The 26,380-nt window shown below is 68.4% G+C and carries 20 protein-coding genes and 3 rRNA genes; 21 read left to right on the top strand and 2 right to left on the bottom strand.

The genetic code is table 11. The features are described from left to right. Positions 1-38: 38 nt before the first annotated feature. Positions 39-1,097: a hypothetical protein gene (locus GXP74_RS11395; RefSeq protein WP_182451371.1), complete on the bottom strand. Its 1,059-nt coding sequence runs from the start codon at positions 1,095-1,097 to the stop codon at positions 39-41. Positions 1,098-1,312: 215 nt separating this feature from the next. On the opposite strand from GXP74_RS11395, the gene GXP74_RS11400 reads away from it, so the two are divergent. The 8 genes from GXP74_RS11400 (at position 1,313) to GXP74_RS11435 (ending at position 11,718) form a co-directional block, all read left to right on the top strand. After that, on the top strand, positions 1,313-2,722 hold the full coding sequence (locus tag GXP74_RS11400) for a DUF6421 family protein (protein WP_182451372.1): 1,410 nt from the start codon (positions 1,313-1,315) through the stop codon (positions 2,720-2,722). Next, positions 2,719-3,501, top strand: a complete 783-nt coding sequence (locus GXP74_RS11405) for an SDR family NAD(P)-dependent oxidoreductase (RefSeq protein WP_182451373.1) — start codon at positions 2,719-2,721, stop codon at positions 3,499-3,501. The genes GXP74_RS11400 and GXP74_RS11405 overlap by 4 nt, the downstream gene beginning before the upstream one ends. Further along, positions 3,498-4,586: a low specificity L-threonine aldolase gene (locus tag GXP74_RS11410; protein ID WP_182456373.1), complete on the top strand. Its 1,089-nt coding sequence runs from the start codon at positions 3,498-3,500 to the stop codon at positions 4,584-4,586. The genes GXP74_RS11405 and GXP74_RS11410 overlap by 4 nt, the downstream gene beginning before the upstream one ends. A gap of 413 nt (positions 4,587-4,999) precedes the next feature. Next, positions 5,000-6,531: ribosomal RNA gene (locus GXP74_RS11415) — 16S ribosomal RNA — on the top strand. Positions 6,532-6,836: 305 nt separating this feature from the next. Continuing rightward, positions 6,837-9,958, top strand: a 23S ribosomal RNA gene (locus GXP74_RS11420). A gap of 81 nt (positions 9,959-10,039) precedes the next feature. Continuing rightward, positions 10,040-10,156 (top strand): 5S ribosomal RNA (gene rrf / locus GXP74_RS11425). The 16S, 23S and 5S rRNA genes sit together here, the layout of an rRNA operon. Before the next feature lie 76 nt (positions 10,157-10,232). Then, on the top strand, positions 10,233-10,856 hold the full coding sequence (locus GXP74_RS11430) for an RraA family protein (protein WP_182451374.1): 624 nt from the start codon (positions 10,233-10,235) through the stop codon (positions 10,854-10,856). Positions 10,857-10,992: 136 nt separating this feature from the next. Further along, entirely contained in the window at positions 10,993-11,718 is a 726-nt protein-coding gene (locus GXP74_RS11435) for a GntR family transcriptional regulator (protein ID WP_225447857.1), read from the top strand. Between the two features lie 123 nt (positions 11,719-11,841). Here the strand turns inward: GXP74_RS11435 and GXP74_RS11440 are convergent, their stop codons facing one another. Then, positions 11,842-12,345, bottom strand: a complete 504-nt coding sequence (locus GXP74_RS11440; RefSeq protein ID WP_182451375.1) for a transcriptional regulator — start codon at positions 12,343-12,345, stop codon at positions 11,842-11,844. A gap of 288 nt (positions 12,346-12,633) precedes the next feature. On the opposite strand from GXP74_RS11440, the gene pyrR reads away from it, so the two are divergent. The 13 genes from pyrR to rpoZ all read left to right on the top strand — a co-directional run bounded on the left by pyrR (position 12,634) and on the right by rpoZ (position 26,278). Then, positions 12,634-13,284, top strand: a complete 651-nt coding sequence (gene pyrR / locus GXP74_RS11445; RefSeq protein WP_182451376.1) for a bifunctional pyr operon transcriptional regulator/uracil phosphoribosyltransferase PyrR — start codon at positions 12,634-12,636, stop codon at positions 13,282-13,284. Next, complete coding sequence (locus GXP74_RS11450; protein ID WP_182451377.1) at positions 13,281-14,294, top strand: aspartate carbamoyltransferase catalytic subunit; 1,014 nt, start codon at positions 13,281-13,283, stop codon at positions 14,292-14,294. The genes pyrR and GXP74_RS11450 overlap by 4 nt, the downstream gene beginning before the upstream one ends. After that, positions 14,291-15,580, top strand: coding sequence for a dihydroorotase (locus GXP74_RS11455; protein ID WP_182451378.1), 1,290 nt, complete (start codon positions 14,291-14,293; stop codon positions 15,578-15,580). The genes GXP74_RS11450 and GXP74_RS11455 overlap by 4 nt, the downstream gene beginning before the upstream one ends. After that, positions 15,577-16,266, top strand: coding sequence for a hypothetical protein (locus tag GXP74_RS11460; RefSeq protein WP_182451379.1), 690 nt, complete (start codon positions 15,577-15,579; stop codon positions 16,264-16,266). The genes GXP74_RS11455 and GXP74_RS11460 overlap by 4 nt, the downstream gene beginning before the upstream one ends. Further along, the gene (carA, locus tag GXP74_RS11465) at positions 16,266-17,423 is read left to right on the top strand and encodes a glutamine-hydrolyzing carbamoyl-phosphate synthase small subunit (RefSeq protein ID WP_182451380.1); all 1,158 of its coding nucleotides are present in this window, start codon (positions 16,266-16,268) and stop codon (positions 17,421-17,423) included. The genes GXP74_RS11460 and carA overlap by 1 nt, the downstream gene beginning before the upstream one ends. Next, positions 17,416-20,733, top strand: a complete 3,318-nt coding sequence (gene carB / locus GXP74_RS11470; protein WP_182451381.1) for a carbamoyl-phosphate synthase large subunit — start codon at positions 17,416-17,418, stop codon at positions 20,731-20,733. Before carA ends, carB begins: the two co-directional genes overlap by 8 nt. Before the next feature lie 76 nt (positions 20,734-20,809). Next, entirely contained in the window at positions 20,810-21,907 is a 1,098-nt protein-coding gene (locus GXP74_RS11475; protein ID WP_182451382.1) for a quinone-dependent dihydroorotate dehydrogenase, read from the top strand. A gap of 4 nt (positions 21,908-21,911) precedes the next feature. Then, entirely contained in the window at positions 21,912-22,763 is an 852-nt protein-coding gene (locus tag GXP74_RS11480; RefSeq protein WP_182451383.1) for a dihydroorotate dehydrogenase electron transfer subunit, read from the top strand. Further along, positions 22,764-23,756 carry a dihydroorotate dehydrogenase gene (locus GXP74_RS11485; RefSeq protein WP_182451384.1) on the top strand — a complete coding sequence of 331 codons (993 nt, stop codon included), beginning with the start codon at positions 22,764-22,766 and terminating at the stop codon, positions 23,754-23,756. It begins immediately after the preceding gene. 76 nt (positions 23,757-23,832) lie between these two features. Further along, a complete protein-coding gene (gene pyrF / locus GXP74_RS11490) occupies positions 23,833-24,663 on the top strand; it encodes an orotidine-5'-phosphate decarboxylase (protein WP_182451385.1) in 831 nt (276 codons plus the stop codon). Between the two features lie 368 nt (positions 24,664-25,031). Beyond that, positions 25,032-25,355: an integration host factor, actinobacterial type gene (mihF, locus tag GXP74_RS11495; protein WP_182451386.1), complete on the top strand. Its 324-nt coding sequence runs from the start codon at positions 25,032-25,034 to the stop codon at positions 25,353-25,355. Between the two features lie 48 nt (positions 25,356-25,403). Beyond that, on the top strand, positions 25,404-25,961 hold the full coding sequence (gene gmk / locus GXP74_RS11500) for a guanylate kinase (RefSeq protein WP_182451387.1): 558 nt from the start codon (positions 25,404-25,406) through the stop codon (positions 25,959-25,961). A 50-nt stretch (positions 25,962-26,011) separates the two neighbouring features. Next, entirely contained in the window at positions 26,012-26,278 is a 267-nt protein-coding gene (rpoZ, locus tag GXP74_RS11505; RefSeq protein WP_030248832.1) for a DNA-directed RNA polymerase subunit omega, read from the top strand. Positions 26,279-26,380: the final 102 nt, after the last annotated feature.

Here is a 26,380-nt window from a genome sequence, read left to right on the forward strand (position 1 = left end):
ACCGGGCCGCGCCACCGCCGTTCCGTGTTCCGGTCGGCTCAGACCGCCACCGACTCCGCTTCCTCCTCGTCCTCCGCCACGGCCGCCGCCGCGTCGGCCGCGTGCCCGCGCCGCCGCTCGGCGATCCCCGCCACGCCGGTCACCAGCAGGCCGAGGACCAGCCAGAGCGCCAGCGTCAGCAGGTTGCGGCTGAGCCCGTGGTCGCCGAAGTAGACCAGGTCGCGGGAGCCCTCGACGAACCCGGCGCCGTTCCAGAAGGCGTGCAGCCCGCCGAAGAAGCCGTTCTGCATCTCCGGCCGGTAGATCCCGCCGGAACTGGTGAAGTTCAGCATCACGAACAGCGCCATCACCCCGAGCGTGGTCCACCGCTTGAGGAAGGTGTGCAGGCCGACGCCGACGTAGAGGATCCCGGCCGAGTACAGCCAGGCCATGCCCCAGATACCCCACAGCCCGTGGTCCACCAGGTGGAACAGCGGCCCGGCGAACAGCGCGCCGAGAAGGCTCACCACGAAGGACACGCCGACCACCAGCAGCGCCCGCAGTCGCATCGGCAGCGCCCCGCCCACCCCGCCGAGTACCGCGACCGAGGCGTAGGAGCCGATGCTCACCGCCACCAGCAGGAAGAACAGGCCCTGTCCGGTCGGGTCGCCGGGGGCGGTCGGCGCCACGTCGGTGACGGTCAGCGGCTGTCCCTGGGCGGCGGCCACCGGGGTGAACACCTTCTCGACCACGGTCGCGTCGGTGTCGGAACCGGCCGAGGCGACGATCAGCTGCGGCGCCCCACCCGGCAGGTAGGCCCCGGCGATGTCGCGGGACAACAGCGCGTCCACGGCCGCCTGCCGGTCCGGCACGGTCCGGACGTCGAGCGCCTGCCCGGCGTCCGCCCTGAGGGTGTCCGCGAAGGCGGTGGCCGAGGGGCCCGAGCCGACGACCGCCACCGGCAGATGGTGCGGCGCGGGCGCGGCGAAGGCGCCCAGGTAGGCGAGCCCCATGCCGAGGCACATGAGCAGCGGGGTGAGCAGGTGCGTGAGCACGTGGCGCAGCTCCGGACCGCGCAGTCCCGGCTCGGTCGTCACGGCTCGTTGCCCGGCGGACATCGGCGGACCTCCAGTTAGTTGGTGTTTACAACTTATTGCTCAAGTTGCACTATACAACTATCGTCCGCCGGATGCACGCCCTGGGGTCGCCTCGGGGTCAGAAAGTCGGACAATAGCCGCAAAGAACGCATGTTCGCCAACGCGCCCTTGAACGGGATAACCTTCTGTATATACGGTGCCTTAACGACAGTTCCTTCGGCCTAAGCAGGGTTGCTATGCAAAATCTCTCGTCCTCTCCTGTGCTGACGGGCGATCCAGCTGCTGAGATCGCCGCCGGTCCGGCCTGGCTCCGACTGAAGACCGCCGTTGAGGAACTGCGCCCGTTCCAGTCCAAGGACGGCTCGATCGACTTCGACGCCCAGGGCGCCGACGCCCGCGCGCGCGTCGACGCGCTGCTGGCCACGGTCACCGACGCGGTCCGCGAGCTGGCCCCGTCCTTCCCGCACGACGCGACCTACCTGGACGCCGTCGTCGCCGACCTCGCCCGCTGGGCCGACTCCGGCTACGCGGTACCGGACTTCCTGGACTCGCTGCTGGCCTTCCAGCCCGCCGGGCAGCGCCAGGACGGCCTCGGCCACCTCGTGGTCTTCCCGATGTACACCCAGAACGGCAACCCGGACCGCAACCTGGAGGCGGTCCTGCTCAACGTCGTCTGGCCGGAGTGGCTCGCGGAGCTGGAGCGCACCCGCTTCGACAACCCGATGTTCGTGCCGATCACCTTCACCGACTTCACCTCCGGCTACGACACCAACTCCGCCGTGCTGTTCCCGGAGACCGTCGCCGTCCGGCAGGCCCCCGAGCGCTTCACCTGGGGCGGCATCTTCTGCGACCGCGAGGCGGTGCGCTTCCGCGCGGTCAGCTCCGCCGCCGTGCGCACCCTCGGCCTGGAGATCCCCGCCGACGCCGCCCGGCTGCTGGAGGACCAGGAGCTCGCCCAGCAGACCTTCGTGCTGTGGGACCTGGTCCACGACCGCACCCACAGCCACGGCGACCTCCCGTTCGACCCGTTCATGATCAAGCAGCGCAGCCCGTTCTGGATGTACGGCCTGGAAGAGCTCCGCTGCGACCTCACCGCCTTCAAGGCCGCCGTCCAGCTGGAGGCCGAGGGCCACGAGCAGGGCCGCAACGTCCAGTACGCGATCCTGTTCGACCGCATGTTCCGGTTCCCGGTCAGCGGCGGACGCGTCCGCAACTACGACGGCCTCGGCGGCCAGCTGCTCTTCGCCTACCTGCACAAGCACGACGCGCTGCGCTGGACCGACAACCGGCTGCGGATCGACTGGGACCGCGTCGCCGCCGTCACCACCGACCTGTGCACCGAGATCGAGGCCCTCTACCGCGACGGCATCGACCGCCCCAAGACAGCCCACTGGCTCGCCGCGTACCAGCTGGTCTCCCGCTACCTCACCCCGCACCCCGCCTCGCGCTGGGCCAAGGGCGCGGACGCCCTGCCGTTCGCCGAGCACACCGAGAGCAAGCCGCTGAACAAGGCACTGTGCGACGCGGTGCTCCCGGACGAGTTCCCGCTCAGCATGTTCTTCGAGGCCCTGGCGAAGAAGCTCTCCGGAGTCATCGCCTCCACCTCGGGGATGACCGGCGCCACCGTGATCGAGGAGGCCGCATGACCCCCAGCGCGCAGACCGCCCGCCCGCTGGCGGGCCGCGTCGTCGCCGTCGCGGGCGCCACCGGCACCGCCGGACACGCCACCGTCCGCCGACTCGCCACCGCCGGCGCCACCGTCGCCTGCGCCGGCACCGACGCCCGCCGACTCGACCTGCTGCTGGACGCCACCCGCCGCGCGGTTCCCGGCGCCACCGTGGTCGGCCAGGTCCTGGACCTGCTCGACCCGCAGGCCGCCGGGGACTGGGCCGACCACATCGAGGCCGAGCACGGCAGCGTCGACGGCCTGATCCACCTGGTCGGCGGCTGGCGCGGCAGCAAGAAGTTCACCGACACCGACCTGTCCGACTGGGACTTCCTGCACGACCAGCTGGTCCGCACCCTCCAGCACACCAGCCTCGCCTTCCATGACGCGCTGCTGCGCAGCCCGGCCGGGCGCTTCGCGATCGTCTCCGCCACCGCGGCGGCCAGGCCCACCGCGGGCAACGCCGCCTACGCCGCCGCCAAGGCCGCCGCCGAGGCCTGGACGCTCGCGCTCGCCGACTCCTTCCGCGGCCTCGCCGCCGCCCGGGCCGACACCGACCCCGAGCTGTCCCAGCAGCACGCGGCGGCTGCCATCCTGGTTATCAAGGCCCTCGTCACCCCCGAGATGCGTGCGGCCAAGCCGAACGCCAAATTCGCCGGATACACGGACGTCGCGGACCTCGCCGAGACCGTCGCCGACCTGTGGAACCGCCCCGCAACCGAACTGAACGGACAGCACCTGTGGCTGACGCCCCGATGACCGCCGCCGCCGACACCCCCACCGGCACCGACGCCCGCCGCCGCCACGACACCACCGTCCGTGGCTTCGCCAGCGACAACTACGCGGGGGTCCACCCGGAGGTCCTCGCCGCGATCGCCCTCGCCAACGGCGGCCACCAGGTCGCCTACGGCGCGGACGACTACACCCTCCACCTCCAGGACGTCTTCCGCGCCCACTTCGGCGACCGGGCCGAGGCCTTCCCGGTCTTCAACGGCACGGGAGCCAACGTCGTCTCGCTGCAGGCGCTGCTGCCGCGCTGGGGCGCGGTCGTCGCCGCCGAGACCGCCCACATCAACGTGGACGAGTGCGGCGCGCCGGAGAAGATGGCGGGCATCAAGATCCTCACCGTGCCCACGCCCGACGGCAAACTCACCGCTGAGCTGATCGACCTCCAGGCCCGGGGCTGGGGCGACGAGCACCGGGCCCAGCCGCTCGCCGTCTCGATCACCCAGAGCACCGAACTCGGCACCTGCTACACCGCCGAGGAGGTCGCCGAGATCTGCGAGCACGCCCACGAACGCGGCATGCTCGTGCACATGGACGGCTCCCGCATCGCCAACGCCGCCGCTACCCTCGGCCTGCCGCTGCGCGCCTTCACCACGGACGCCGGGGTGGACATCCTCTCCTTCGGCGGGACCAAGAACGGCATGCTGCTCGGCGAGGCCGTGGTCGTGCTCAACCCCGACGCGGTCCACAACATCCTCTTCCTGCGGAAGATGTCTGCGCAGCTGGCCTCCAAGATGCGGTTCATCTCCGTGCAGTTCGAGGCACTGCTCACCGGGGACCTGTGGCTGCGCAACGCCGGCCACGCCAACGCCATGGCGCGTCGGCTGGAGTCCGCCGTCCGCGACATCGACGGCGTCGAGGTGGTCCGCCCGGTCCAGGCCAACGCGGTCTTCGCGCTGCTCCCGCGCGAGGTGAGCGAGCGCCTGCAGAAGAACTACCGGTTCTACTTCTGGAACGAGCTCACCGGGGAGGTCCGCTGGATGGTCTCCTTCGACACCTCCGAGAGCGACATCGACGCCTTCGCGGCGGCGATCGCCGAGGAGATGCACAAGCACTGAGGGCCGCGCAGCCCGGACCGACTCGACCGTGTCGGTCCGGGCGGGCGACCCGATTTCGTACTTCGGCTGATGACCCGCTAAGGTTTCACAGGTCGGAACGGGCAATGACCTGCGAAGACAGAGCAGTTACCACCCGGCAGCGGGGCAGAACCGGTCAAACGGTCTGATAAGCTGAATTACGAAGAACGAAGCGCCTGGAGAGACCGGTGAAAGGGTCTTGAAGGAAGCGTCCGTTCCTTGAGAACTCAACAGCGTGCCAAAAGTCAACGCCAGATATGTTGATACCCCGTCCGTTGATCGGACGAGGTTCCTTTGATGCACAAAACACTAGCGAGGACGCAGTGCACGGGATCGGCTATTCCGCCGGTTGCTGTGCCGCTCAACGCGAGTGTGATCGGGATATCCCGAGAACATTCACGGAGAGTTTGATCCTGGCTCAGGACGAACGCTGGCGGCGTGCTTAACACATGCAAGTCGAACGGTGAAGCCCTTCGGGGTGGATCAGTGGCGAACGGGTGAGTAACACGTGGGCAATCTGCCCCAGATTCTGGGACAACACCGGGAAACCGGTGCTAATACCGGATACGACGCATCTCCGCATGGGGTGTGCGTGGAAAGCTCCGGCGATCTGGGATGAGCCCGCGGCCTATCAGCTTGTTGGTGGGGTAATGGCCTACCAAGGCGACGACGGGTAGCCGGCCTGAGAGGGCGACCGGCCACACTGGGACTGAGACACGGCCCAGACTCCTACGGGAGGCAGCAGTGGGGAATATTGCACAATGGGCGAAAGCCTGATGCAGCGACGCCGCGTGAGGGATGACGGCCTTCGGGTTGTAAACCTCTTTCAGCAGGGAAGAAGCGCAAGTGACGGTACCTGCAGAAGAAGCACCGGCTAACTACGTGCCAGCAGCCGCGGTAATACGTAGGGTGCGAGCGTTGTCCGGAATTATTGGGCGTAAAGAGCTCGTAGGCGGCTTGTCGCGTCGGATGTGAAAGCCCGGGGCTTAACTCCGGGTCTGCATTCGATACGGGCAGGCTAGAGTGTGGTAGGGGAGATCGGAATTCCTGGTGTAGCGGTGAAATGCGCAGATATCAGGAGGAACACCGGTGGCGAAGGCGGATCTCTGGGCCATTACTGACGCTGAGGAGCGAAAGCGTGGGGAGCGAACAGGATTAGATACCCTGGTAGTCCACGCCGTAAACGTTGGGAACTAGGTGTGGGTCACATTCCACGTGGTCCGCGCCGCAGCTAACGCATTAAGTTCCCCGCCTGGGGAGTACGGCCGCAAGGCTAAAACTCAAAGGAATTGACGGGGGCCCGCACAAGCAGCGGAGCATGTGGCTTAATTCGACGCAACGCGAAGAACCTTACCAAGGCTTGACATATACCGGAAACGGCCAGAGATGGTCGCCCCCTTGTGGTCGGTATACAGGTGGTGCATGGTTGTCGTCAGCTCGTGTCGTGAGATGTTGGGTTAAGTCCCGCAACGAGCGCAACCCTCGTTCTGTGTTGCCAGCGGCCAGGACATTGTTTCTGGGCCGGGGACTCACAGGAGACTGCCGGGGTCAACTCGGAGGAAGGTGGGGACGACGTCAAATCATCATGCCCCTTATGTCTTGGGCTGCACACGTGCTACAATGGCCGGTACAATGAGCTGCGATACCGCGAGGTGGAGCGAATCTCAAAAAGCCGGTCTCAGTTCGGATTGGGGTCTGCAACTCGACCCCATGAAGTCGGAGTTGCTAGTAATCGCAGATCAGCATTGCTGCGGTGAATACGTTCCCGGGCCTTGTACACACCGCCCGTCACGTCACGAAAGTCGGTAACACCCGAAGCCGGTGGCCTAACCCGTAAGGGAAGGAGCTGTCGAAGGTGGGACCAGCGATTGGGACGAAGTCGTAACAAGGTAGCCGTACCGGAAGGTGCGGCTGGATCACCTCCTTTCTAAGGAGCACTTCTGCCGCTTCGGCGGCCAGAGGGCCATGACGTCAGCGAATGTCTGACGGTGGTTCGCTCATGGGTGGAACGTTGACTATTCGGCACGATCAGTTGGTCATGGTTAGTACTGCGCTTCGGCGCGTGGAACGCGGTGGTTGGTTGGTTGTGTCGGGCACGTTGTTGGGTCCTGAGGGCGCGGCCGTATGGCTGGTCTTCAGACGCCGACCCCAGTGAACTTCATGCCGTCTGGTGTGGGGGTGATGGGTGGTTGGTCGTTGCTTGAGAACTGCACAGTGGACGCGAGCATCTGTGGCCAAGTTTTTAAGGGCGCACGGTGGATGCCTTGGCACTAGGAACCGATGAAGGACGTGGGAGGCCGCGATAGGCCCCGGGGAGCTGTCAACCGAGCTTTGATCCGGGGGTGTCCGAATGGGGAAACCCGGCAGTCGTCATGGGCTGTCACCCGCTGCTGAACACATAGGCAGTGTGGAGGGAACGCGGGGAAGTGAAACATCTCAGTACCCGCAGGAAGAGAAAACAACCGTGATTCCGAGAGTAGTGGCGAGCGAAATCGGATGAGGCTAAACCGTTGTGGTGTGATACCCGGCAGGGGTTGCCACTTCGGGGTCGTGGGAAGATTCTTGATCAATCTGCCGGTTGGTCGGGGAGTCAGAAACCGTATGGGTAGTCGAAGGACATGCGAAAGGTCCGGCGTAGAGGGTAAGACCCCCGTAGACGAAACCTGTACGGCTCTCTTGAGTCTTTCCCAAGTAGCACGGAGCCCGAGAAATTCCGTGTGAATCTGGCGGGACCACCCGCTAAGCCTAAATATTCCCTAGTGACCGATAGCGGACAGTACCGTGAGGGAATGGTGAAAAGTACCGCGGGAGCGGAGTGAAATAGTACCTGAAACCGTGTGCCTACAAGCCGTGGGAGCGTCGCAGCGTGTGCTTGCACATGTTGTCGTGACTGCGTGCCTTTTGAAGAATGAGCCTGCGAGTTTGCGGTGTGTTGCGAGGTTAACCCGTGTGGGGTAGCCGTAGCGAAAGCGAGTCCGAATAGGGCGGTTGAGTAGCGCGCCCAAGACCCGAAGCGGAGTGATCTAGCCATGGGCAGGTTGAAGCGCGGGTAAGACCGTGTGGAGGACCGAACCCACCAGGGTTGAAAACCTGGGGGATGACCTGTGGTTAGGGGTGAAAGGCCAATCAAACTCCGTGATAGCTGGTTCTCCCCGAAATGCATTTAGGTGCAGCGTCGCGTGTTTCTTGCCGGAGGTAGAGCACTGGATAGGCGATGGGCCCCACCGGGTTACTGACCTTAGCCAAACTCCGAATGCCGGTAAGTGAGAGCGCGGCAGTGAGACTGTGGGGGATAAGCTCCATGGTCGAGAGGGAAACAGCCCAGAACACCGGCTAAGGCCCCTAAGCGTGTGCTAAGTGGGAAAGGATGTGGAGTCGCAGAGACAACCAGGAGGTTGGCTTAGAAGCAGCCACCCTTTAAAGAGTGCGTAATAGCTCACTGGTCAAGTGATTCCGCGCCGACAATGTAGCGGGGCTCAAGTACACCGCCGAAGCCGTGTCATTGCAGCTTAACTCCTAACGGGGGCTGTGATGGGTAGGGGAGCGTCGTGTGCCGGGTGAAGCGGCGGCGGAAGCCAGTCGTGGACGGTATACGAGTGAGAATGCAGGCATGAGTAGCGATACAAGAGTGGGAAACTCTTGCGCCGATTGACCAAGGGTTCCTGGGTCAAGCTGATCTGCCCAGGGTAAGTCGGGACCTAAGGCGAGGCCGACAGGCGTAGTCGATGGACAACGGGTTGATATTCCCGTACCCGCTTTGAAGCGCCAACGTCGAACCTCTGGATGCTAAGGCCGTGAAGCCGTCTCGGATCCTTCGGGTGAAGAGGAGTGGTGGAGCCGCTGATCCAACAGGGTAGTAGGTGAGCGATGGGGTGACGCAGGAAGGTAGTCCAGCCCGGGCGGTGGTTGTCCCGGGGTAAGGGTGTAGGACGTGAGGTAGGCAAATCCGCCTCACATATAGTCTGAGACCTGATGCCGAGCCGATTGTGGTGAAGTGGATGATCCTATGCTGTCGAGAAAAGCCTCTAGCGAGTTTCATGGCGGCCCGTACCCCAAACCGACTCAGGTGGTCAGGTAGAGAATACCGAGGCGTTCGGGTGAACTATGGTTAAGGAACTCGGCAAAATGCCCCCGTAACTTCGGGAGAAGGGGGGCCGGTTGTGGTGATGGGACTTGCTCCTTGAGCTGTGGCCGGCCGCAGAGACCAGCGAGAAGCGACTGTTTACTAAAAACACAGGTCCGTGCGAAGCCGTAAGGCGATGTATACGGACTGACGCCTGCCCGGTGCTGGAACGTTAAGGGGACCGGTTAGCTTGGTTTCGACCAGGCGAAGCTGAGAACTTAAGCGCCAGTAAACGGCGGTGGTAACTATAACCATCCTAAGGTAGCGAAATTCCTTGTCGGGTAAGTTCCGACCTGCACGAATGGCGTAACGACTTCTCGACTGTCTCAACCATAGGCCCGGTGAAATTGCATTACGAGTAAAGATGCTCGTTTCGCGCAGCAGGACGGAAAGACCCCGGGACCTTTACTATAGCTTGATATTGGTGTTCGGTTCGGCTTGTGTAGGATAGGTGGGAGACTTTGAAGCGGCCACGCCAGTGGTTGTGGAGTCGTCGTTGAAATACCACTCTGGTCGTGCTGGATGTCTAACCTGGGTCCGTGATCCGGATCAGGGACAGTGTCTGGTGGGTAGTTTAACTGGGGCGGTTGCCTCCTAAAATGTAACGGAGGCGCCCAAAGGTTCCCTCAGCCTGGTTGGCAATCAGGTGTTGAGTGTAAGTGCACAAGGGAGCTTGACTGTGAGACCGACGGGTCGAGCAGGTGCGAAAGCAGGGACTAGTGATCCGGCGGTGGCTTGTGGAAGCGCCGTCGCTCAACGGATAAAAGGTACCCCGGGGATAACAGGCTGATCTTCCCCAAGAGTCCATATCGACGGGATGGTTTGGCACCTCGATGTCGGCTCGTCGCATCCTGGGGCTGGAGTAGGTCCCAAGGGTTGGGCTGTTCGCCCATTAAAGCGGTACGCGAGCTGGGTTTAGAACGTCGTGAGACAGTTCGGTCCCTATCCGCTGCGCGCGTAGGAGTCTTGAGAAGGGCTGTCCCTAGTACGAGAGGACCGGGACGGACGAACCTCTGGTGTGCCAGTTGTCCTGCCAAGGGCATGGCTGGTTGGCTACGTTCGGGAGGGATAACCGCTGAAAGCATCTAAGCGGGAAGCCTGCTTCGAGATGAGGGCTCCCACCACCTTGAGTGGTTAAGGCTCCCAGTAGACGACTGGGTTGATAGGCCGGATGTGGAAGCCCTGTGAGGGGTGGAGCTGACCGGTACTAATAGGCCGAGGGCTTGTCCATAGTTGCTACGCGTCCACTGTGTTGTTCTGAAGGAACGACCCCTACTCCGTGAGGAGTGGTGTGCGGTCAACTTCATAGTGTTTCGGTGGTCATAGCGTGAGGGAAACGCCCGGTTACATCCCGAACCCGGAAGCTAAGCCTCATAGCGCCGATGGTACTGCAGGGGGGACCCTGTGGGAGAGTAGGACGCCGCCGAACAACCTTTACTGTAGGCCCCCTGACATCACGTCAGGGGGCCTACAGTCATATGTGGACGACATTCGAAAGGAAGAGCATGAACAACGCCAGCGGCTTCCAGGACATCCCGCCGACCACTCTCGCCGATGTCCTCGGGCGCGAGCAGGTCATGGACATCGGTATCCGCCCGCTGTGGCCGTCGGCCGAGCGGGTCGCCGGTCCGGCGTTCACCGTGCGCTGCCCGCCGGGTGACAACCTCATGCTGCACGCCGCCATCTACCGGGCCGAGCCCGGCTCGGTCATCGTGGTGCAGGCGGGGGACGTGGACTACGCCGTCGCCGGCGGGAACGTCTGCGCTGTGGCCCAGCGGCGCGGGATCGCGGCGTTCGTGGTGGACGGCGTGATCCGCGACCTCGCCGAGGTGCGCGCGATGGGCTTCCCGGTGTTCGCCCGGGGTGTCATCCCGATCCCGGGGGTCAAGGCCGCGGTGCGGCCGCTCAACGGCCTGGTGCGCTGCGGCGGGGTGAACGTGAGCGCCGGGGACATCGTGGTGGCCGACGAGGAGGGCATCGTGGTCACCCCGGCGGCTCGGCGGGAGCAGGTGCTGCTCGACGCCCGGACGCGGCTGGCCAAGGAGGCCGAGGAGTCCCTGGACGACTGGGAGCGGGCGCACCGGGCCAAGGTTGACGGCATCCTCAGCCAGAACGGCTTCGAGGGCTGAGTCACGCAGCTGGACGAACTCCCCTGCCGCGGAACCGACCGGACGGTCCGTCGGGGCGTGTCAGTGGGATGGTGCAGGATGTGATCATCCACCGGCCGCCCGGCCGCCCAGAGGAGGACGCACAGAGGAGGACCTTGTGGCTCCCGAGCCCCCTGACGGTCTGGACCGGCCCGGTCTGGAGCACCCCCCGAGCCTGCGGGAGCAGGTTACCCAGGCCCTGCGAGCCGCCCTGGTCACCGGCGAGCTCAGCCCCGGCGTGGTGTACTCCGCGCCGCTGCTGGCCGCGGAGTTCGGGGTGTCCGCGACGCCGGTGCGCGAGGCGATGCTCGACCTGGTCAAGGAGGGCCTGGTCGAGACGGTGCGTAACAAGGGATTTCGGATCCTCGGGATCACCGAACAGGATCTGGACGACGTCACCGAGGTCCGGGCGCTGATCGAGATCCCGGCGACGGTCGAGGTCGCCCGCCGTGCCGGGGCCGAGGAGTTGGAGGCGCTGCGGGAGCTGGCGCGCGAGGTGGTCGACGCGGCCCGGGACGGTGACCTGAGCGAGTTCGCCGAGGCCGACCGCCGCTTCCACCTCGGCTTGCTGGCGCTCACCGGCAACCCGAGGCTGGTGGACACCGTCGGCGAACTGCGCAAGCGCTCGCGGCTGTTCGGGCTGTCGGCGCTGTCCGAGCGCGGGCTGCTGCTGGCCTCGGCGCAGGAGCACGAGCAACTGCTGGAACTGATGCTGGCCCGGGATCTGGAAGGCACCTGCCGCCTGCTGCGGTCGCACCTCGGCCACATCCGTTCGGCCTGGGCGGCCCGCTCGCCCGAGGACTGCCCCCCGGAGGACTGTCCGGAGCAGGGGCCGGGCCGCTGAGCCAGGGCCCGCCCCGGCGCGTACCGGCAGGAGACGAAAACAGTGGGTGCCCCACCGGAGATCCGATGGGGCACCCACGTGATGTGACGTTTCTGCGTAGTCGAACTACGGCGAACCGATGACTCAGACCGCGTCGTCGTCGCGCACCGCGCGGCGCGCGTCCGCGTCCAGGACGCCCCAGTTGATCAGCTGGTCGATCAGCAGGGAGGCGGGCTGGTCGTAGATCACGGCCAGGGTGCGCAGGTCGTCCTGGCGGATCGACAGCACCTTGCCGTTGTAGTCGCCGCGCTGGCTCTGGATGGTCGCCGCGTAGCGCTGTAGCGGACCGGCCTTCTCGGAGGGCACCTGCGAGAGCCGCTCCAGGTCGAGCACCAGTCGCGGCGGCGGCTCGGCCGCCCCGCCCGGGGTGCTGCCGGGCAGCAGTTCCTGCACGGGGACGCCGTAGAAGTCGGCCAGTTCGGCCAGACGCTGCACGGTCACGGCGCGGTCGCCGCGCTCGTAGGAGCCGACCACGACAGCCTTCCAGCGGCCCTGGGATTTCTCCTCGACGCCGTGCAGGGAGAGCCCCTGCTGGGTGCGGATCGCACGCAGCTTGCCACCAAGCTGCTTCGCGTAGTCGCTGGACAAATGGTCTCCCCGGACGTAAATCGGATGGCGCGGTGATATGCCCGCGACGGTGTGTCCCGATGACACCACTGGCAGAGGTGTACAAGGCTCCGTCGCCTGGCCGTAACTCACTGTGAGGTTACGCAGAGTGATATGAGTTCGTCAAGCCGAATGGGGCAGTCGTGCGAACGACCACCCCAAGATCGCCCTGGTAAGCTGGACGACGGCCTGCGCCGACCTCGGCGCGGCCATCCACCAGGCATCCTTTAAGGCCCGTCCCGTGAGGCGGGGAAGGAGGTCGGCTTCGGCATGACCACACACAACGTACGTAACAGCGGTGCCGCGGGCAACGGCCCGCAGAAGCAGCGCCAGGTGCTCGACGAGGGTGACATCGCCCGCTCGTTGACCCGCATCGCCCACGAGATCGTGGAGCGCGCCAAGGGAGCCGAGGACGTCGTCCTGCTCGGCATCCCCACCCGGGGCATCCTGCTCGCCCGCCGGCTGCACGCCAGGCTCGCCGAGATCACCGGCCAGAGCATCCCCTGCGGAACGCTCGACATCACCATGTACCGGGACGACCTGCGGCTGAAGCCCGCCCGGGCGCTGGAGCACACCGAGATCCCGCCGGGCGGCCTGGACGGCAAGCTGGTCGTGCTGGTCGACGACGTGCTGTTCTCCGGCCGCACCATCCGCGCCGCCCTGGACGCCCTCGGCGACCTCGGCCGCCCGCGCGCCGTGCAGCTCGCGGTGCTGGTCGACCGTGGCCACCGGGAGCTGCCGATCCGCGCCGACTACGTCGGCAAGAACCTCCCCACCTCGCTGCGCGAGGCGGTCAAGGTGAAGCTGGTCGAGACGGACGGGCTGGACGCGGTCCTGCTGGGCGACCGCGAGGACGACAACGGCCGGGAGCCCCAGCGGCAGACCGGTGACAGTGACAAGAACCCCGGGAGCGCCAAGTGAAGCGACACCTCACCAGCACCGCCGACCTCACCCGGGACGACGCGCTGCTGATCCTGGACACCGCCGAGGAGATGGCCCAGGTCTCCACCCGGGCGGTGAAGAAGCTGCCGACGCTGCGCGGCCGGACCGTGGTCAACCTCTTCTTCGAGGACTCGACCCGCACCCGCACCTCCTTCGAGGTGGCCGAGAAGCGGCTGTCGGCGGACGTCATCAACTTCTCCGCCAAGGGCTCCTCGGTCTCCAAGGGCGAGTCGCTGAAGGACACCGCGCTGACGCTGCAGGCCATGGGCGCCGACGCGGTCGTGATCCGGCACGGCGCCTCCGGCGCGCCCGCGCGGCTGGCCCAGTCCGACTGGCTGCACGGCAGCGTGGTCAACGCCGGGGACGGCACCCACGAGCACCCCACCCAGGCGCTGCTGGACGCCTTCACCATGCGCCGCCACTTCAGCCCCGGCGGCAGCCGGGGCCGGGACCTGGAGGGGCGCCGGATCACCATCGTCGGCGACGTGCTGCACAGCCGGGTCGCCCGCTCCAACGTCCGGCTGCTGCACACCCTCGGCGCGCAGGTCACGCTGGTGGCCCCGCCGACGCTGATGCCCTTCGGCGTCGACAGCTGGCCCTGCGAGACCTCCTACGACCTGGACGCCGCGCTGCCCAAGAGCGACGCGGTGATGATGCTGCGGGTGCAGCGCGAGCGGATGAACGCCGCCTTCTTCCCCACCCAGCGCGAGTACTCCCGCCGCTACGGGCTGGACGCCGCCCGGGCCGCGATACTGCCCGAGCACGCCATCGTGATGCACCCGGGCCCGATGGTGCGCGGCATGGAGATCTCCTCGGAGATCGCCGACTCGGCCCGCTCCACCATCGTCGAGCAGGTCGCCAACGGGGTGAGCGTCCGGATGGCCGTCCTGTACCTGCTGCTGGGCGGATCCGAGCCGGCGCTCAGCCCGGTGGCCTCCACCACCACGACCACCACGCCCGCAGGCACCACCGAGGAGCACGCCAAGTGACCAGCTACCTGATCAAGAACGCGCGCGTCCTCGGCGGGGAGCCGCAGGACCTGCGGCTGAAGGACGGCCTGATCGCCGAGATCGGCACCGGGCTGCCGACCGCGCAGGGCGAGACCGTGATCGACGCCGAGGGCCTGATCGCCCTGCCCGGCCTGGTCGACCTGCACACCCACCTGCGTGAGCCCGGCCGCGAGGACGCCGAGACCGTGCTCACCGGCACCCGCGCGGCGGCCAAGGGCGGCTTCACTGCGGTCCACGCCATGGCCAACACCTTCCCGGTCGCCGACACCGCCGGGGTGGTCGAGCAGGTCTGGCGGCTCGGCCGCGAGTCCGGCTACTGCGACGTGCAGCCGGTCGGCGCGGTCACCGTCGGCCTCGGCGGCAAGCAGCTGGCCGAGCTCGGCGCGATGGCCGACTCCGCCGCCTCCGTCCGGGTCTTCTCCGACGACGGCAAGTGCGTGGACGACGCCGTGATCATGCGCCGGGCGCTGGAGTACGTGAAGGCCTTCGGCGGCGTCATCGCCCAGCACGCGCAGGAGCCCCGGCTGACCGAGGGCGCGCAGATGAACGAGGGCACGGTCTCCGGCGAGCTCGGCCTGGCCGGCTGGCCCGCGGTGGCCGAGGAGTCGATCATCGCCCGGGACGTGCTGCTGGCCGCCCACGTCGGCTCCCGGCTGCACGTCTGCCACCTGTCCACGGCCGGTTCGGTGGAGATCATCCGCTGGGCCAAGTCCAAGGGCTGGGACGTCACCGCCGAGGTCACCCCGCACCACCTGCTGCTCACCGACGAGCTGGTCCGCTCCTACGACCCGGTCTACAAGGTGAACCCGCCGCTGCGCACCGAGGCTGACGTGCTGGCCCTGCGCGAGGCGCTGGCCGACGGCACCATCGACGCGGTCGCCACCGACCACGCGCCGCACCCGTCCGAGGACAAGGACTGCGAGTGGACCGCCGCCGCCATGGGCATGGTCGGCCTGGAGACCGCGCTGTCCGTGGTCCAGCGGACCATGGTCGACACCGGCCTGATGACCTGGGCGGACGTCGCCGAGCGGATGTCGTACCGCCCGGCCGCGATCGGCGGCCTGGCCGGGCACGGCCGCCCCGTCTCGGTGGACGAGCCCGCCAACCTCGTCCTGGTCGACCCCGCGTACCGTGGAACGGTGAATCCCGACGCCTTCGCCACCCGTAGCCGCAACACCCCCTACCTCGGCCTTGAGCTGCCCGGACGCGTGGTCGCCACGTTCCTGCGCGGTCGGCCCACGGTGCTGGACGGTGAGCTCGTATGAGCGCCGCGAGCACCGTGTCCGGCAGCCCGCTGGCGCAGGCGCCGCACTCGGCGCCGGTCCACGACGTCAGCGGCTACCTCGGCTGGACGGTCGGCCTGGTCATCGTCGTCGGGCTGGTGTACTGGCTGATGCGGCAGGGCTGGCAGTGGCGCCGGACGATGCAGTCCGGCCTGCCGGAGCTGCCGGTCGCGCCGGGGAACCGGACCGAGAGCATCCTCGAACTGGAGGGCCGCTACCTCGGCAGCACCACCGCCGGGAACTGGCTGGACCGGATCGTGGCGCACCACCTCGGCGACCGCAGCCTGGTCGAGCTGACGCTCAGCGCGGAGGGCCTGACCGTGGTCCGCCCGGCCTCGGCGGACTTCTTCGTCCCCGTCGCCGCGCTCCGGGGCGCGCGCACCGACCAGCGCCTCGCCGGGAAGGTCGTCCCCGCGGGCGGCCTGCTGGTGGTCACCTGGGAACACAGCGGCACCCTGCTGGACAGCGGGTTCCGGGCCGACCACCCGGCCGACCACGAGAACTGGGTCACCGCGGTCGAGGTCCTGATGCGGGCCCACGCCAAGGTGGCCGCGCGGGACGCCGCCGAGCGCGGCACTGTTGAAGAAGACGTGAACGACACCTATGAGACCAGCGGCGCCGCGGCGATAAGCGGCGTCGAGGGCCAGAGCAACAAGGAAGGCGCATGATGACCGCACCGGCAACCACCCCGACGGCCAAGCGCCGGGAGCGAGTCCCGGCGGTCTACGTCCTGGAAGACGGCCGGGTCTTCCGCGGCCAGGCGTACGGCGCGATCGGTGAGACCTTCGGCGAGGCCGTCTTCAACACCGGCATGACCGGCTACCAGGAGACCCTGACCGACCCCTCGTACCACCGCCAGGTGGTGGCGATGACCGCGCCGCAGATCGGCAACACCGGCGTCAACGACGAGGACCGCGAGTCGGCCCGGATCTGGGTCGCCGGGTACGTGGTGCGCGACCCCTCCCGGGTCGCCTCCAACTGGCGCTCGCAGCGCTCGCTCGACGAGGAGCTGGAGCAGCAGGGCATCGTCGGCATCAGCGGCGTGGACACCCGGGCGCTGACCCGGCACCTGCGCGAACGCGGCGCGATGCGCTGCGGGATCTTCTCCGGCCCGGCGGTCGCGGACGACGCGACGCTGCTGGAGCGGGTCCGCCGGGCCCCGGAGATGGCCGGCGCCGACCTGTGCGGCGAGGTCGCCACCGACGAGGCCTACGTCGTCCCGGCGATCGGTACCAAGCGGTTCACCGTGGCCGCGCTGGACCTCGGGATCAAGGGGATGACCCCGCACCGGATGGCCGAGCGCGGCATCGAGGTGCACGTCCTGCCGGCGAACTCCACCGCCGAGGACGTCTACGCGGTCGACCCGGACGGCGTGTTCTTCTCGAACGGCCCCGGCGACCCGGCCACCGCCGAGGGACAGGTCGCGGTGCTGCGCGAGGTGCTGGCCCGGAAGACCCCGTTCTTCGGGATCTGCTTCGGCAACCAGTTGCTCGGCCGCGCCCTGGGCTTCGGCACCTACAAGCTCAAGTACGGCCACCGCGGCATCAACCAGCCGGTGCAGGACCGCACCACCGGCAAGGTCGAGGTCACCGCGCACAACCACGGCTTCGCCGTGGACGCGCCCCTCGACGGCGAGTCGCAGACCCCCTACGGCCGGGTCACGGTCTCCCACGTCTGCCTGAACGACGACGTGGTCGAGGGCCTCCAGTGCCTCGACCAGCCCGCCTTCAGCGTCCAGTACCACCCGGAGGCGGCGGCCGGTCCGCACGACGCCGCCTACCTCTTCGATCGCTTCGTAACCCTGATGGAGGGCCAGCGTGCCTAAGCGCACTGACATCCAGTCCGTTCTCGTCATCGGTTCCGGTCCGATCGTCATCGGCCAGGCGGCCGAGTTCGACTACTCGGGCACCCAGGCCTGCCGGGTGCTCAAGGCCGAGGGCTTGCGGGTGATCCTGGTCAACTCGAACCCGGCCACGATCATGACCGACCCGGAGATCGCCGACGCCACCTACGTCGAGCCGATCACCCCGGAGTTCGTCGAGAAGATCATCGCCAAGGAGCGCCCCGACGTCCTGCTGCCCACCCTGGGCGGGCAGACCGCGCTGAACACCGCGATCTCGCTGCACGCCGACGGCACCCTGGCGAAGTACGACGTCGAGCTGATCGGCGCCAACGTCGATGCCATCAACAAGGGCGAGGACCGGCAGCTGTTCAAGGGCGTGGTCGAGGCGGTCAAGGCCAAGATCGGCTACGGCGAGTCCGCCCGCTCGGTGATCTGCCACACCATGGACGAGGTCATCGCCGGGGTGGACACCCTCGGCGGCTACCCGGTCGTGGTCCGCCCCTCCTTCACCATGGGCGGCGCCGGTTCCGGCTTCGCCCACGGTGAGGAGGACCTGCGCCGGATCGCCGGTCAGGGGCTGACCCTGTCGCCGACCACCGAGGTCCTCCTGGAGGAGTCCATCCTCGGCTGGAAGGAGTACGAGCTGGAGCTGATGCGCGACCGCAACGACAACGTCGTGGTCGTCTGCTCCATCGAGAACTTCGACCCGATGGGCGTGCACACCGGCGACTCGATCACCGTCGCCCCGTCGATGACGCTGACCGACCGCGAGTACCAGCGGCTGCGTGACATCGGCATCGCGATCATCCGCGAGGTCGGCGTGGACACCGGCGGCTGCAACATCCAGTTCGCGGTGAACCCCGAGGACGGCCGGATCATCGTCATCGAGATGAACCCCCGGGTCTCCCGCTCCTCGGCGCTGGCGTCCAAGGCCACCGGCTTCCCGATCGCGAAGATCGCGGCCAAGCTCGCCGTCGGCTACACCCTGGACGAGATCCCCAACGACATCACCGAGAAGACCCCGGCGTCGTTCGAGCCGACCCTCGACTACGTCGTGGTCAAGGTCCCGCGCTTCGCCTTCGAGAAGTTCCCCTCCGCCGACGCCACCCTCACCACCACCATGAAGTCGGTGGGCGAGGCCATGGCCCTGGGCCGGAACTTCCCCGAGGCGCTGAACAAGGCACTGCGCTCGCTGGAGAAGAAGGGCTCGCAGTTCTTCTTCGGCAAGCAGGGCACCGGCGAGCTCGGCGAGAAGGCGGAGCTGCTGGCCAAGGCCGCGATCCCGACCGACGGCCGGATCAACACGGTGATGGACGCGATCCGCGCCGGGGCCACCGCCGAGGAGGTCTTCGAGGCCACCCGGATCGACCCCTGGTTCGTGGACCAGCTGTTCCTGATCCACGAGATCGCCGAGGAGCTGGCCGAGGCCGAGCTGCTCGACCCGGAGCTGCTGCGGCACGCCAAGCGGCACGGCTTCTCGGACCAGCAGATCGGCGAGATCCGCGGCCTGTCGGCCGACGTGGTCCGCGAGGTCCGGCACGCGCTGGGCATCCGCCCGGTGTTCAAGACGGTCGACACCTGCGCCGCCGAGTTCGCCGCGAAGACCCCGTACTTCTACTCGTCCTACGACGAGGAGAGCGAGGTCGCGTCGCGCACCAAGCCCGCCGTGCTGATCCTGGGCTCCGGGCCGAACCGCATCGGCCAGGGCATCGAGTTCGACTACTCCTGTGTGCACGCCTCCTTCGCGCTGCACGACGCCGGGTACGAGACGGTGATGGTCAACTGCAACCCGGAGACCGTCTCCACCGACTACGACACCTCCGACCGGCTCTACTTCGAGCCGCTGACGCTGGAGGACGTGCTGGAGGTCGTCCACGCGGAGACCCTGGCCGGTCCGGTCGCGGGCGTCGTGGTGCAGCTCGGCGGGCAGACCCCGCTGGGCCTGGCGCAGGCGCTCAAGGACAACGGTGTGCCGATCGTCGGCACCCAGCCCGAGGCCATCGACCTGGCCGAGGAGCGCGGCGCCTTCGGCCGGGTGCTGCACGAGGCCGGGCTGCCCGCGCCCAAGCACGGCACCGCCTTCTCCTTCGAGGAGGCCAAGGCCATCGCCGACGAGATCGGCTACCCGGTGCTCGCCCGCCCGTCGTACGTGCTGGGCGGACGCGGCATGGAGATCGTCTACGACGAGCCCTCGCTGGCCGACTACCTGAAGCGCCACGCCGGGCTGATCTCCGAGCACCCGGTGCTGATCGACCGGTTCCTCGACGACGCCATCGAGATCGACGTGGACGCCCTCTACGACGGCACCGAGCTCTACCTCGGCGGCGTCATGGAGCACATCGAGGAGGCCGGGATCCACTCCGGCGACTCCGCCTGCGCGCTGCCGCCGATCACCCTCGGCGGCTACGACATCAAGCGGCTGCGGGCCTCCACCGAGGCCATCGCCAAGGGCGTCGGGGTGCGCGGACTGATCAACATCCAGTTCGCCATGGCCGGGGACATCCTCTACGTGCTGGAGGCCAACCCGCGCGCCTCGCGGACCGTCCCGTTCACCTCCAAGGCCACCGCCGTGCCGCTGGCCAAGGCGGCGGCCCGGATCTCGCTCGGCACCAGCATCGCCGAGCTGCGGGCCGAGGGCATGCTCCCGGCCGAGGGCGACGGCGGCACGCTGCCGATCGGCTCGCCGATCGCGGTCAAGGAGGCGGTGATGCCCTGGAGCCGCTTCCGCGACATCCACGGCCGCGGCGTCGACACCGTGCTCGGCCCGGAGATGCGCTCCACCGGCGAGGTCATGGGCTTCGACGTCAACTTCGGCACCGCCTACGCCAAGTCCCAGGCCGGGGCCTACGGCGCGCTCCCGGTCAAGGGCCGGGTGTTCGTCTCGGTGGCCAACCGCGACAAGCGCAACCTGGTCTTCCCGACCCGCGCCCTGGTCAGCCTCGGCTTCGAGGTGCTGGCCACCTCCGGCACCGCCGAGGTGCTGCGCCGCAACGGCATCGACGCCACGGTGGTGCGCAAGCACAGCGACGGCCCCGGCGCCGACGGCGAGCGGACCGTGGTCCAGCTGATCCACGACGGAGAGGTGGACCTGATCATCAACACCCCCTACGGCACCGGCAGCCGACTGGACGGGTACGAGATCCGCACCGCCGCGGTGGCCCGCTCGGTGCCGTGCCTGACCACCGTCCAGGCCATGGGCGCGGCGGTGCAGGGCATCGACGCGCTGATCCGCGGCGACGTCGGCGTGCGCTCGCTGCAGGAGCACGCGGCGCTGCTCAACGCCTCGCGCTGAGCACCGGTCCGGGGGCCGCGGCCCCCGGACCGGCCCGCGCGGGAACACCACCGTCACGCTGGAAGGCGAACCACCCTTGTACCGCATGCTGTTCAACCTCGTCTTCCGGCGGATGGACCCGGAGAAGGCGCACCACCTGGCCTTCTTCTGGATCCGGCTGGCCGCCGCCGTGCCCGGGCTGCGCACCCTGGTGGCGGCGGTGCTGGCCCCGAGGGACCCGGCGCTGCGGACCCGGGCCCTGGGCCTGGACCTGCCCGGACCCTTCGGGCTCGCGGCCGGCTTCGACAAGAACGCCGTCGGCATCGACGGCCTGGCCATGCTCGGCTTCGACTACGTCGAGATCGGCACCGTCACCGCCGAGCCGCAGCCCGGCAACCCGGCCCCCCGGCTGTTCCGGCTGATCGAGGACCGGGCGCTGATCAACCGGATGGGCTTCAACAACGAGGGCTCGGCCGCCGTCGCCGCCCGGCTGGCCGCCCGCCGGGACCGGCGGACCGTGGTCGGCGTCAACATCGGCAAGACCAAGGTCGTCCCCGAGGCCGAGGCGGTCGCCGACTACATCGCCAGTACCGAGCGGCTGGCCCGGCACGCCGACTACTTCGTGGTCAACGTCAGCTCGCCGAACACCCCCGGGCTGCGCAACCTGCAGGCCGTGGACCAGCTCCGGCCGCTGCTCAGCGCCGTCCGCCGGACCCTGGACCAGGCCAGCCCGCAGCGGCACGTGCCGCTGCTGGTGAAGATCGCGCCGGACCTGGCGGACGCGGACATCGACCAGGTCGCCGACCTGGCGCTGGAGCTGAGCCTGGACGGCATCATCGCCACCAACACCACCATCGGCCGCGACGGCCTGCGCACCGACCCGGCGAAGGTCGCCGCGGCCGGGGCGGGCGGCCTCTCCGGGGCGCCGCTGAAGGCCCGCGCGCTGGAGGTGCTGGGGCGGATCCACAGCCGTACCGGCGACCGGCTCACCCTGGTCTCGGTCGGCGGCATCGAGACCGCGGACGACGTCTGGCAGCGGATCCTGGCCGGGGCGACCCTGGTCCAGGGCTACAGCGCGTTCATCTACGAGGGACCGTTCTGGTGCCGCCGACTGCACAAGGGGCTGGCGGCCCGGCTGCGGGCGAGCGGTCATGGCACCCTGGGCGAAGCAGTCGGCGCGTCCACGAGAGGGTGATCGCATGGCGCATCCCGTCCAGATCCGGGCGGAGCTCCTGGAACTGACGCCGGTGGGGGCCTACCACCGGGTGGTGCTGCGGGCCCCCGGGGTGGCCGAGCGGGTCCGGCCCGGGCACTTCGCGGCGCTGGCCGTGGGGGGCCCGGACTCGGCGATGCTGCTGCGCCGTGCCTTCACCATCCACCGGGCCGACCCGGCGGCGGAGACCGTGTCGCTGATCGTCGCCGCCGGCGGGCGCGGCACCCGGGAACTGCTGCGGCACCGCCCGGGGGACCTGCTGGACCTGATCGCGCCGCTGGGCACCGCCTTCCCGCTGCCCGCCGGGCCGCTGACGGCGCTGCTGGTGGCCGAGGGCTACAGCAGCGCGCCGCTGTTCGCGCTCGCCGACCGGATCAAGGAGGCGGGCGGCTCGGTCGGCTTCATCCTCGGCGCGGCCACCGCCGACCGGCTCTACGGCGTGGAGCAGGCGCAGGCGCTCACCCCGGACGTCCTGGTCACCACCGACGACGGCTCCAGCGGGATAAAGGGCCAGGTCACGCTGCCGCTGGCGGAGGCACTGAAGGCGATCGGGGCGGAGGCCGCCTACTCCTGCGGACCGACCGGGCTGCTCGCGGCGGTGACCGGGATCGCCGAGGCCGAGGGGGTGCGCAGCTTCTGCGCGGTCGAGGAGGCCATGGCCTGCGGCGTGGGCATCTGTATGGCCTGCGTGCTGCCGGTGGTGGGCGAGGACGGGATAAGCCGCTTCGTGCGCTCCTGTGTCGAGGGCCCCTGCTTCGACGGCGGCCGGGTCCGCTGGTCCGACATCGGGACCGTCCCGGCGGATCTGCACGGCGCGGCAGCGATGGGGGCGCTCTAGATGGACGGCACACGTCCGGTGGACCCCACGGTGGCCGGGATCGCACTCACGCCGGTGGACCTGACCGCGCCCTTCGGCGGTGGGACCCTGCCCAACCCGGTCACCACGGCCTCCGGCTGCGCCGGGTACGGCCGGGAGATCGCCCGGTTCCAGCCGCTGGCGGAGCTGGGTTCGGTGACCACCAGGACGATCATGCCCTACCCGCGGTCCGGGCGGCCCACGCCGCGGATGGCGGAGACCCCGAGCGGCCTGCTGAACTCCGTCGGCCTGCAGGGCTCCGGCATCGAGCACTTCGTCGAGCAGGAGCTGCCCTGGCTGGCCGAGCGCGGCGCCCGGGTGCTGGTCTCCATCGCCGGGGAGCGGGTGGAGGAGTTCGCCGAGACCGCGCAGCGGCTGAACGGGCAGCCGGGGGTGGTCGGCATCGAGGCCAACATCTGCTGCCCCAACGCCGACAACCGGGGCCTGGTCTTCGGCTGCAACCCGGCGACCTCGTACGATGTGATCGCGGCGGTGCGCGAGGTGGCCGACGCCGGGCTGCCGGTGTACGCCAAGCTGACGCCCGACGTCACCTCGATCACCGAGATCGCGGCGGCCTGCGTCAAGGCCGGGGCCGACGGCCTGTCCATGATCAACACTCTGCTGGGAATGTCCATCGACACCGCCACCATGCGCCCGGCCCTGTCCGGGGAGACCGGCGGGCTGTCCGGCCCGGCGATCCGCCCGGTGGCCGTCCGCTGCGTCTACCAGGTGCACGCGGCGATGCGCTCCGGGGTCATCCCGGAGGTGCCGATCATGGGCATGGGTGGGATCAGGAACGGCCTGGACGCGCTGGAGTTCGTGCTCGCCGGGGCCTCCGGGATCGCGGTGGGCAGCGCCGTCTTCAACGACCCCACCGCCCCGCTGCGGGTGCTGGACGAGCTGGGCCAGGCCCTGGCCGAACGCGGCTTCACCCGCTTCACCGACGCCGTCGGCTTCGCCCACCGGCCCCGCTGAGGCCGAGAACCGCCCAGCGGTAGAACCCCAGCGCTGGAACCCCGGCGCTGGAACCCGAGAACCGAGGAGACCCCGAATGACCGTGCCCTTCGGCACCCGCCTGCGCGAGGCGATGGACGCTCGCGGCCCCCTCTGCGTCGGCATCGACCCGCACGCGGCGCTGCTGGAGGCCTGGGGGCTCGGTGACGACGTGGCCGGTCTGGAGCGGTTCAGCCGGACGGTGGTGGAGGCGCTGGCCGACCGGGTGGCCGTGCTCAAGCCGCAGGCCGCCTTCTTCGAGCGCTTCGGCAGCAAGGGCATCGCGGTGCTGGAGCGCGCCGTCGCCGACGCCCGCGCGGCCGGGGCGCTGGTGCTGATGGACGCCAAGCGCGGCGACATCGGCTCCACCATGGCCGCCTACGCGGACGCCTTCCTGGCGCCGACCAGCCCGCTGTTCTCGGACGCGGTCACCCTCTCGCCGTACCTGGGCTTCGGCTCGCTGCGCCCGGCCCTGGACGCCGCCCGGGCCAGTGGCGGCGGGGTGTTCGTGCTGGCGCTGACCTCCAACCCGGAGGGGCACGAGGTGCAGCGGGCGGTGGGGGAGGACGGCCTGACCGTCGCCCAGTCCGTGCTGAGCCGGTTGGCGGCGGAGAACGCCGGGGCGAGCCCGCTCGGCTCCTTCGGCGCGGTGGTCGGCGCGACGCTCAAGGACGCGGGGGTGGACCTGGCCGTCAACGGCCCGCTGCTAGCCCCCGGGATCGGCGCCCAGGGGGCCACCCCGGCCGATATTCCGGGGTTGTTCGGAGCGGCTTCCGGCAACGTCGTGCCGAGCGTTTCCCGCGATGTTCTGCGGCATGGTCCATCGGTTCCGGCGCTGCGTGAGGCGGCCGCACGGTTCGTGGACGAGGTGCGCACGGCAATCGGTTGAAAGTTCGACTTTGCAGCTCGCGAGTGTGTGGGATTTGTGAACACGTGGTGATGGTCTGACCAGCGGATACGGTCGGCGCTCGGCCCCGGCGGCCGATGGTTGGTCCGCTGACTGTGTCGTTCCCGCCGAACAGCCCGGGCTACCCCCGTTCCTGGCGGGGGGTATGTCCGGAAAAGTCCTGGTCAGCAGAGTCTGACCAGGACTTTTCTGCTGTTTTTCCTGACGCGGACGACCCAGAGGGGTAGTGTCCGGCGTTAGGTCCACCGAGGGGTGTTTTCCGTGTTGCTCTCGCAGGTCAGAGCCGCTAGGTTCCTCGGCGGTCCAGAACAGTCCTGTCCCATTCGTTCGAAATCACTGAGGTGAACGGCGTGGCACTTCCGCCCCTTACCCCTGAGCAGCGCACCGCTGCGCTCGCCAAGGCAGCTGAGGCTCGCCGGGAGCGCGCCGAGATCAAGAACCGGCTCAAGCACAGCGGCGCCTCCCTGCACGAGGTCATCAAGGCCGGCCAGGAGAACGACGTCATCGGCAAAATGAAGGTCAGTGCCTTGCTGGAGTCGCTTCCCGGCGTCGGCAAGGTCCGGGCCCGGCAGATCATGGAGCGCCTGGGGATCTCCGAGTCGCGTCGCGTGCGCGGCCTCGGCACGAACCAGATCGCCTCCCTGGAGCGCGAGTTCGGCGGAGCTTCCGCCTGATCTCTGCCGGTGGTTCGGAAACCCCCGTGGTTCCTGGATAATCGGTACATGAGTGAACGTCCACGGCTGACCGTGCTCTCCGGCCCCTCGGGTGTCGGCAAGAGCACGGTCGTCAGCTTTTTGCGAGCCCAGCACCCCGAGGTATGGCTCTCCGTCTCCGCCACCACGCGCAAGCCGCGGCCGGGCGAGCAGAACGGGGTCCACTACCACTTCGTAGACGAGGACGAGTTCGCCAAGATGGTCGCCAACGGCGACCTGTTGGAGTGGGCGGTCTTCGCCGGGAACCACTACGGCACGCCGCGGCAGGCGGTCCTGGACAAGCTGGCGGCGGGGGTCCCGGTGCTGCTGGAGATCGACCTCCAGGGCGCCCGGCAGGTCCGCGAGTCGATGGCCGAGGCGCAGCTGGTGTTCCTCGCCCCGCCCTCCTGGGACGAGCTGGTCCGGCGGCTGACCGGGCGCGGCACCGAGCCGCAGGAGGTCATCGACGAGCGCCTGGGCGCGGCCCGGGTCGAGCTCGCGGCGGAGAGTGAATTCGACGTCACTCTGGTCAACACCTCCGTCGAGGGTGTAGTGGTCGAGCTGCTAGCCTTGCTCAACGTGGTCTGATCTTTTTTCGGCCCCACGGTTTCAGACTTCTTCTTCCGGAAGGTTCCCGCGTGTCCTCTTCGATGACAGCGCCCGAAGGCATCATCAACCCGCCGATCGATGAGCTGCTTGAGGCCACCGACTCCAAGTACAGCCTGGTGATCTACGCGGCCAAGCGCGCCCGTCAGATCAACGCCTACTACTCGCAGCTGGGCGAGGGCCTGCTGGAGTACGTCGGCCCGCTGGTCGACACCCATGTGCACGAGAAGCCGCTGTCGATCGCCCTGCGCGAGATCAACGCCGGTATGCTCACGGCCGAGGCGATCGACGCGCAGTAGCAGCCCGGTAGCAGTTGGACGAACGCCGCGATCAGCGGACCGCCGCGGGCGGTCCGCCGATCGCGGCGTTCGGCTGTACGGACTCGGGACGGACCCAGGGGA

This window comes from Streptacidiphilus sp. P02-A3a (genome assembly GCF_014084105.1).
Classification (GTDB): Bacteria; Actinomycetota; Actinomycetes; order Streptomycetales; family Streptomycetaceae; genus Streptacidiphilus.